General features: G+C 44.1%; 12 protein-coding genes and 1 pseudogene. 6 read left to right on the forward strand and 7 right to left on the reverse strand.

Annotated elements, in window-relative coordinates; genetic code table 11:
• Window positions 1–568, reverse strand: a 568-nt coding sequence (locus AABK37_RS39505; protein WP_432556851.1) for an ATP-binding protein, incomplete at its 3' end; no start/stop codon positions are given.
• A gap of 254 nt (window positions 569–822) precedes the next feature.
• Between AABK37_RS39505 and AABK37_RS39510 the strand changes: the two genes are divergently transcribed.
• The 3 genes from AABK37_RS39510 to AABK37_RS39520 are packed head-to-tail and all read left to right on the forward strand — an operon-like array spanning window position 823 to window position 1902.
• On the forward strand, window positions 823–1083 hold the full coding sequence (locus AABK37_RS39510) for a helix-turn-helix domain-containing protein (protein ID WP_432556852.1): 261 nt from the start codon (window positions 823–825) through the stop codon (window positions 1081–1083).
• 38 nt (window positions 1084–1121) lie between these two features.
• Entirely contained in the window at window positions 1122–1616 is a 495-nt protein-coding gene (locus tag AABK37_RS39515; protein ID WP_432556853.1) for a winged helix-turn-helix domain-containing protein, read from the forward strand.
• 10 nt (window positions 1617–1626) lie between these two features.
• A complete protein-coding gene (locus AABK37_RS39520) occupies window positions 1627–1902 on the forward strand; it encodes a transposase (RefSeq protein ID WP_432556854.1) in 276 nt (91 codons plus the stop codon).
• Window positions 1903–1987: 85 nt separating this feature from the next.
• On the opposite strand, the gene AABK37_RS39525 is transcribed toward AABK37_RS39520, so the two are convergent.
• The 5 genes and pseudogenes from AABK37_RS39525 to AABK37_RS39545 form a co-directional block, all read right to left on the reverse strand.
• Entirely contained in the window at window positions 1988–2128 is a 141-nt protein-coding gene (locus tag AABK37_RS39525; protein ID WP_432556855.1) for a DUF4113 domain-containing protein, read from the reverse strand.
• 8 nt (window positions 2129–2136) lie between these two features.
• A complete protein-coding gene (locus AABK37_RS39530) occupies window positions 2137–2445 on the reverse strand; it encodes a hypothetical protein (RefSeq protein WP_432556856.1) in 309 nt (102 codons plus the stop codon).
• A gap of 2 nt (window positions 2446–2447) precedes the next feature.
• A pseudogene (locus AABK37_RS39535) lies at window positions 2448–2618 on the reverse strand (LexA family protein); the annotation flags it as partial.
• A gap of 21 nt (window positions 2619–2639) precedes the next feature.
• The gene (locus AABK37_RS39540; RefSeq protein ID WP_432556857.1) at window positions 2640–3227 is read right to left on the reverse strand and encodes a recombinase family protein; all 588 of its coding nucleotides are present in this window, start codon (window positions 3225–3227) and stop codon (window positions 2640–2642) included.
• A gap of 510 nt (window positions 3228–3737) precedes the next feature.
• Window positions 3738–3896, reverse strand: coding sequence for a hypothetical protein (locus tag AABK37_RS39545; protein ID WP_432556858.1), 159 nt, complete (start codon window positions 3894–3896; stop codon window positions 3738–3740).
• A 36-nt stretch (window positions 3897–3932) separates the two neighbouring features.
• Here AABK37_RS39545 and AABK37_RS39550 point away from each other — a divergent pair, with 36 nt between their 5' ends.
• On the forward strand, window positions 3933–4238 hold the full coding sequence (locus tag AABK37_RS39550) for a hypothetical protein (RefSeq protein ID WP_432556859.1): 306 nt from the start codon (window positions 3933–3935) through the stop codon (window positions 4236–4238).
• Window positions 4239–4647: 409 nt separating this feature from the next.
• On the opposite strand, the gene AABK37_RS39555 is transcribed toward AABK37_RS39550, so the two are convergent.
• Window positions 4648–4845, reverse strand: a complete 198-nt coding sequence (locus tag AABK37_RS39555; protein WP_432556860.1) for a hypothetical protein — start codon at window positions 4843–4845, stop codon at window positions 4648–4650.
• A 137-nt stretch (window positions 4846–4982) separates the two neighbouring features.
• On the opposite strand from AABK37_RS39555, the gene AABK37_RS39560 reads away from it, so the two are divergent.
• Window positions 4983–5675, forward strand: a complete 693-nt coding sequence (locus tag AABK37_RS39560; RefSeq protein ID WP_432556861.1) for a hypothetical protein — start codon at window positions 4983–4985, stop codon at window positions 5673–5675.
• Window positions 5676–5678: 3 nt separating this feature from the next.
• Entirely contained in the window at window positions 5679–6560 is an 882-nt protein-coding gene (locus tag AABK37_RS39565) for a hypothetical protein (RefSeq protein WP_432556862.1), read from the forward strand.
• Window positions 6561–6655 lie beyond the last annotated feature (95 nt).

Consider the following 6655-nt stretch of genomic DNA (forward strand, 5'->3'; position numbering starts at 1 on the left):
GTTGGCTATTTTTGGTTTTCGCTGTAATCTCTCCAATTGGTAAGGAAAATTTGAATTGTTCTATTTCTACTGGTGTTTGTAAAAATTCTCCAATTTCTTTTAGGAAACCTCTAAAACCAGAGGTTGGCAGAGTAATTTTACTCGTCTCCAAGCTCTTACTAACCTGATGTGCGATTGCTAGTAAAATGTCAGTGATGTCAACATCTGCTAATTCCAAATCCTCTGTTGCCTGAAAGTAAACTACATGATAACCTTCCTGCTGCAATTCAGCTTTCAGCCTTAACAACTCGGTAGACTTACCACAGCCAATATGTCCAGTAAATAACTGGCAGGTTGGATTGTTGGGCGATACATGGGTTATGGTGCGCTTTAGTACCTTAATAACTTCCCTACCTCGCACAGGAGCAAAATTAATATAGTATTTGCGCTCCTCAGCATTCCCCATGTCTATAATTTTACTAGGATTACAGGCCTCAAAAAATTTACCTAAGTCCATGTTTATCGATTGCTTTAAAAGTACCGATTGCTCGTGATACTCTAAATTTATCAATAATTTTTCCCTATTCACAACGTTTTACCTAGTAATAGACCTGTCCGAAAATTTACAAGCCAGTCTGTGCAAAGCTTTGAGAGACAGCTTTGCTATTGTCATAAAAACGTAGTCATCAGGGTTAGAGATAGTTAATGATAGTTTAGACCCAAAAATATACACTTCGGTTATCTTGTTGAGAAGTGTAAACCTCGTCTACCTTGAAAGCTGGAGTTTTGTCACGCATGGGGCTATCCTAAGTTTTAGGAGTGGTGATTTAGGTTTGTACAAGGATGTTAAACGTTGACTTGAGCCGTTGGGGTGAAAGTGCGGAAGCGTTGAGAGAAAAGGCATTAAGAGCAACGCATCCCCGTAGTCGTGAGCGGTTTATGGCACTCTACGAGATTAGTAGTGGCAAAAATGCGACTCAAGTGGGTCGGGAAACAGGACGTAACCCACAAACAGTAATGGAATGGGTGCATCGTTACAATGAAGCAGGTTCAGAAACACTAGTTTACCAACATAGTGGTGGGCATCCTCCCGTTTATCTTTAGAGATAGAACAGGCATTATCTCGGCAGATCCGTGATGCCTTGAAATTAGCAGCAACCCCTCCCCAACAGCGTCAAGAGCAACCTCAACCCCGTTGGACTTTAAAACTTTTAGTCTCGTGGATCAAAGCTCAATTTAATATCGATTGCTGTCGCGACACCGTTGGCAAGACCCTCAAGCAACTGGGATTGTCTTGGAGAAAAGCCCGGAAGCTACTCAACAAGGCAAATCCTCACAAACGTGCCGAGTTTCTTGAAACACTCAAGGGTTTACTTGACCATGCCCTCCAACACGGACACCTACTGATTTACATCGACGAGGCTCATATTCACCTCGATACTGATGAAGGTTACGGATGGTCGATTAAAGGCGAGCGGTTTTGGGTGAGTTCAAGTTCCCCAGGAAGAACCAAGGTCTCTTTTTATGGGGTCTACATCTATAATTTGGGTGAGGTGAGAATTTTCCCTTGGGACACCGCCAATGGTCTTAATACCATTGATGTCCTCAAAAAGATCGAAAACCGAATTCCCAAATGACCCCACGACTTTGATTTGGAATGGGGCTCCCTATCATCGCTCACAGATTGTACTAGACGCGGCGGCAGCACTCGATATGAAGGTAGAGCCATTACCAAGCTATAGCCCGGACTTTATGCCTGTAGAACATCTGTGGCAGTGGTTACGTTCCGATGTTACCTATCATACTTGCTATCTCGCTCAGTCTGACCTGATTGAACAGGTTTCGGCATTTGAACAACGAATTAACGCCTGTCCCAATACAGTGGCGGATAGGAGTGTGGGTTACAACTCATCTCAAACCTGAGGAGGAAAAACTACGGGTCTCAACCTAGACGAGGTTTATAACAACATTTTGGATGATTCACCTCATTCTCATTACTCCCCGTTGTTTAACGACAGACATGCAACTCCCCCCAACGAGTAGTATATCTTGGCGATCGCCTGTCACACCGCATTTGCCAATCCTGCTTTAGCCCCACAGTGCCGAAAAACACCTGATGCCGTCCTTCTTTGCGATTGAGCTTGTCCATCGCCGCCATCAGCTTTTCTCGCCGCACATCAGGCGCAGGGGTGAACAAGTCGAATTGACGTTCATCTTCTGCCCAGACATATCGCCGTAAAGTTCGTAATTTGAGGAAAACACCGCGACCTTGTGCTTGTCACAGAAGGGTTTCACCTTAAAGTATGGTTCAGCCATTCCGATACCGAGGGCTTTTGCTTCAGGCGATCGCGCAATCACACAGCCATCGTTATTCGACAGCACGACCACAGGTTTTCCCTGCAAAGCCGGGTTAAACGCCTGCTCACAACTTGCGTAGAAGCTGTTGCAATCGACCAGCGCGAACATAACTATAGTTGGCGGAGGACGCTTACCACCACACCCACCGCGACCACTTCCAAGTCATCGGTAATTTCAATCGGTTGGTAATCAGCATTTTCCGGCATCAACCACAGTTTTCCCCGCAACCGCGACAAGCGTTTAAGGGTGAATTCGCCATTGATGGCGGCAACCACAATCCGCCCTGGTCTCGGTTTCTATTATCATTTGCCTGACTTTTCTTGGTTGATTTGATAGCGAACAAGAGCATCGTAGAGCGTTGAGCGCTTCACCCCAAAGTTCCGGCAGACAACCGCTTTACTTTGTCCACCTGACAGTGCTTGGACAATAGCCTCCAACTTTTCATCATTAATTGCCTGTGGTCTCCCCCCCTTCTTCCCGCGTCGTTTAGCTGCTTCAAGCCCAGCCATGATTCGCTCACGGGCTAAAGCTCTTTCGTACTGAGCCAACGCACCAAACAGCGTAAACAGAAATTCCCCATGTGCAGTTGTAGTATCAATTTGTTCTGTAAGGGAGCGGAAGGCAACACCGCTTGACCTTAGTTGATTGACAATTTCAAGGAGATGTGGTACTGAACGCCCCAGTCGGTCAAGTTTCCAGACGACTAGGCAATCCCCCCTTTGCACATAATCTAGAGCCTTCTTCAATCCGGGTCGGTCATCTCGCCCACCGCTCATTTTATCTTCAAACAACTGCCTTTGGTCAACTCCTGCCGTCAGGAGGGCATCGCGTTGCAGATTCGTTGTCTGCCTGTCATTGTCTGTAGAGACGCGCATATATCCAATAAGCATGTCTGCATTCCTCTAATATAATAATCGAAAACTGTCCGGAAAACATCATCTTAGTGTTTTCGTACATGATATCAATCCGACATAGTTTTTCGGACAGTCTAGGGGAAAAATCTTAACAATTTATTTACCCATCCGAAAAACATTTCTTTTTCGGACATTCTCCAAGTGCAGACATAAACTTCGACTTTTTATTTTGCCTTATACATTTTTAGGTGAGTTAATTTCAAATTCAGAACCTACTTTGCTCACCCATCATCTTTTTGATGAGCAAGAAGAAACTGCGTAAATATATTGAGGGACAACCATAGAGTAAGCGCACCTCAAATACCAACTTCTGACCCATCGACTCTACGAAAAACACGCAAGGTTAGTGATGCCGTTTACAAACACAACAAATTAATACTTTGAGCCATTAGGTTAACGTTTTGGCTAAATCGTTGTTCCTGCTTCGGTCGTAGGTAACCGTGTGTTGATTACCAAGCGATATAAGTGATTGAAGCGCGATAGTTCTCAGTCCACAACATCAGCTCGTTTTAGTGCAGCGGTTAATTCTGTCATGAACTCAACAAACACGCGAACTTTAGCCCAGAGATAGCGTTTTTGCGGATACAACACGGCGATCGGCAACCCAACTTCGGGGATATAAGCTATTCCACATCTAATATGCATAAAATGACAATTGGATAAACCCGTGTATATACGACTATGCCAGCAAAAGGTCACTTGACGCGATCGCAACTTCAAGCGCTTGAATCTATTCCGAGAAACAACCCCGCGATTGAGACTGCCAAAGAGGGGTTGCGTTTGCAAATTATGGAGTTGCTTGATAGTGGGGAAAGAACCAGCAAAGCGCTGCTGATCAGCCGGGAACGGATTATAGCTGCATTCCGCAACCAGGATTTTTGGAAAGAGATACAGAATCCTGTGGACAAAAAACGTCTGTTGCGGGAGTGCATTATTTGCGCCGTTGTCGATGAAGGGAAAGTGGTAGAGGTAAAGCTGCGGATTTAACAGACTTCTTTTGTCCTGCGGCTGCTTGTCGCGCTTCATAGTCGCATACTAAGCGTGCAATCATTTGACTCTTGAGGAAAAATTGTCTGTTGGTCAGAAACTTTCTTTTGATGTGTGATTTCTTTTGCTGGAGGCAAACACACAACCTTAGAGATCCTAAATCATTTATGAAGTTCTCTACTTTCTCTTCCTCTATATCCTCTGCAGTTCGTTTTTCAGAAATCAAAGTAGGACTGCTATTGCTACTATAGCAGGTATATTATAGTTTTTGACATAAATTACTAAAAAATAAGAAAATATGCCGAACATACCGTTGGAATAACTTCCCTACATTCTTGATGTGTCTGCTTACAAATTGACTTGGGCTGTATGTTGTCTTCTGAATGAAATTGTGCGATAAAAGAAGAGTCTAAGTATTGTTACTGACACTATCTATGTCAAAACCCACTATTTTAACTGTTGGTGCGATCGCTGCTCTAGCATTCACCAAATTTCTGGAGTCCAGTGCTGGCGAAGCAACCAAGAAACTTACTCCACTTAATCCTTGAAAAGGAAGATATACCGTTAAGCCAGAAGATAGTTGAGCTTGAGAAGAGGCTCTCAGCACTAGATGCCGCTATCAGATGTAATTAAACCTATTCCCACTAGAAACAGCAGAAAACGAAACTTCAGTTAAGTTTGATCGTAGCTCGATCTTCATTGTGAACCCCATCCCCACCATTTAGCAAGTAGGAAATTCACCCGATGCTTTCTCCAGGCTTTCACCAGAGACTGCAAGATTTAGAAGATCATATTGCCCAAGAACAAGAACTTCTCAAGGAATTTGAGGAGGCATTGCGCGAAGAGAGAGATCCTCGCTACAAAGCTAGATATCGTCGTGATATCGAGCGACAGAAAGAATCCGTTTCTAACTATCGACAGGAATATAACGAACTAAAACAGGAACTGACAGGTCAACCCTCGGATCGGATGCAGGAGATGGGAAATCAATTGCAGCAAATGGATGCGAAGTTGAACATTTTACTGAGCAGTCAGGTGGCTATTTATGAAAACCTCGATCAAATGCGTCAAGACTTGTTGCTCCGCTATGACGCAACAGAGCAAGCCACGATCATAGCAGTGGCTCAGCATCTTGATCGAAATCAATTGGTGTTGACACAGAACCTTCTGGACGCACTGGAAGCAAACCAAGTATCAGAACAGCAGATGCAGCAGATGCTGGCGGTGCTAGAGGAGCGTGTTCCTGCTTTGCCTCCCAGTCAAGCTGCCGTTGCTGAAATTATTAAAGCCCCCGAATTAGATGCCAAGCACAAACTGAAAGTCACACTACCCCTTGTGCCTTTTCTCGTTGACTACGAAGGCGAGTTGGAGTTGGGAAGTGGCTTCAACATCAAGTTAGCCTGGGAGCAATTGTTGATTAAGTTGCGGAGGAAGTGAGAAGTGAAGCTGCAAGAGTACCTCGAAGAACAACTGAAAGAAGATTTCAAACTGCTCAAAGAGTATGAAGAGAAGCAACGCAGTGCCACAGATCCACGGGAAAAACGCAAGTACCGCAATGAAATTGAAGAACTAAAACAACAAATCTCTGATCGGGAGGCTGAAATCCAATCACTAAAGGAAGCTGGTTTATCACCTCAAGTTCTGATTGAGCATTATCTCCAGACTGACTTAAGCGAACTAGAACCAGCAGATATCCGAAAAATTGAGCAAGCTTTGCAATCTAATACCTTGGATGCAAGTATGCTTGCTCAGGGGTGCAGACTTTTAAGAAAAGAGAAGGGGCTTGATCTTGTTATCAACCAGTTGAATTGGATTTATGAACTGGCTTACATTTCAGATGGTTCCAAGCCTCGCTACTTTTTACCTGCACCCAAACCAACAGGTCGGCTAGCGTCAACAACTTGGATGGAAGCCCTGTTAAAACAAGGTTTACCTGGGGATTATTCTTCTAGTATTGCATTGACTTTAGGATTTTTCGGTGTTCTCATTCCTGAAATGGTTCCACCTCTGCAATTCTTGTTCAGCCATCCCAAATATGACTCTGTAAGCAGGGATGCAGCATTAATCCTTTTAAGCTTAATCGGTTCACCAGAAGTCGTATCAATGCTCATCCAGGCAGCAGATACCCCCCAAAGTGAAGATGATTATCTTTACAGCCGAGGGCTATTTGGTTTGTTACTAATTGATGATGTTAACGTGCTTGCAGAGCAGCTTCGTAAGGCATTGACGCATGTAGATTTAAATATCTACGCTTTTGGACTCGCAGGTAGCCGTGACCCTCAGGGTCGAGTTCTGTTGGAAAAAATGAAGAACCATCAGTAAACCAAAAAGTTTTCTCCTCAAGGCGATCGCTAACCAGCCATTGCGTAGTTTTAGGTGCTAGGTGATACTAAATATCTTAAAAGTACTTATGCTTC

Source organism: Tolypothrix sp. VBCCA 56010 (assembly GCF_050875635.1).
GTDB lineage: Bacteria > Cyanobacteriota > Cyanobacteriia > Cyanobacteriales > Nostocaceae > Hassallia.